Source organism: Microbacterium sp. HSID17254 (assembly GCF_003989315.1).
Taxonomy (GTDB): Bacteria; Actinomycetota; Actinomycetes; order Actinomycetales; family Microbacteriaceae; genus Microbacterium.
This window is the reverse complement of the sequence record NZ_RBLT01000128.1, coordinates 1-979: the sequence shown is the minus strand read 5'-3', so window position 1 is coordinate 979 and position 979 is coordinate 1. Positions and strand designations below refer to the sequence as shown.

Here is a 979-nt window from a genome sequence, read left to right as displayed (position 1 = left end):
ACCGTCCTGCGCTCAGCGCTGAACACCCGCGACGAGGTCTACCTCGCCAACCGCACGCACTCCGAGCAGGTGCTGACCGAGCTCGACGAGCAGATCCGGGCCGCCATCGCCGGAGGCGGCGAGCGTTACCAGCAGCGTCACCGCGACCGCGGCCGGCTCCTCGTGCGCGAGCGCATCGAGCTGCTCCTCGACCGGGACGCCTCGTTCCTCGAGCTGTCCTCGCTCGCCGCCTGGGGCACCCAGTTCTCCGTGGGCGCCTCCATCGTGACCGGGATCGGCGTCGTCTCCGGCGTCGAGTGCATGATCATCGCCCACGACCCCACGGTCCGCGGCGGGGCGATGAACCCGTACTCGCTCAGGAAGACGCTGCGCGCCCTCGAGATCGCCCGGACCAACCGGCTGCCCACGATCAACCTCGTGGAGTCCGGCGGGGCCGACCTGCCGACCCAGTCCGAGCTGTTCGTGCACGCGGGCAAGATCTTCCACGACCTGACCGAGCTGTCCTCGATGGCGATCCCGACGATCGCGCTGGTCTTCGGCAACTCCACCGCGGGCGGCGCCTCCGTGCCCGGCATGTGCGACTCCGCGGTCATGGTCGACCAGCAGGCGAAGGTGTTCCTCGGTGGCCCGCCGCTGGTCAAGATGGCCACCGGCGCGGACGCCGACGACGAGGACCTCGGCGGCGCGGCCATGCACGCCAGGGTCTCCGGCCTCTGCGACCACTTCGCCGTCGACGAGCGGGACGCCGTCCGGATCGGGCGGCAGATCGTCTCCGAGCTCAACTGGCACAAGCTCGGCCCCGGCCCCACCCTCCCGGCCGACGAGCCGCTCTACGACCCCGACGGGCTGCTGGGCATCGCGCCGTCGGACATCAAGGTGCCGTTCGACCCCCGCGAGGTCATCGCCAGGGTCGTCGACGGATCCCGGTTCGGCGAGTACAAGGCGTTGTGGGGCACCAGCCTCGTCACCGGCTGGGCGT

Annotated in this window: 1 protein-coding gene; it reads left to right on the top strand. The window is 71.2% G+C overall.

Annotated elements, in window-relative coordinates:
* A partial coding sequence (locus tag D8M34_RS18090; RefSeq protein ID WP_342343187.1) for an acyl-CoA carboxylase subunit beta occupies positions 1 to 979 on the top strand: 979 nt, incomplete at both ends.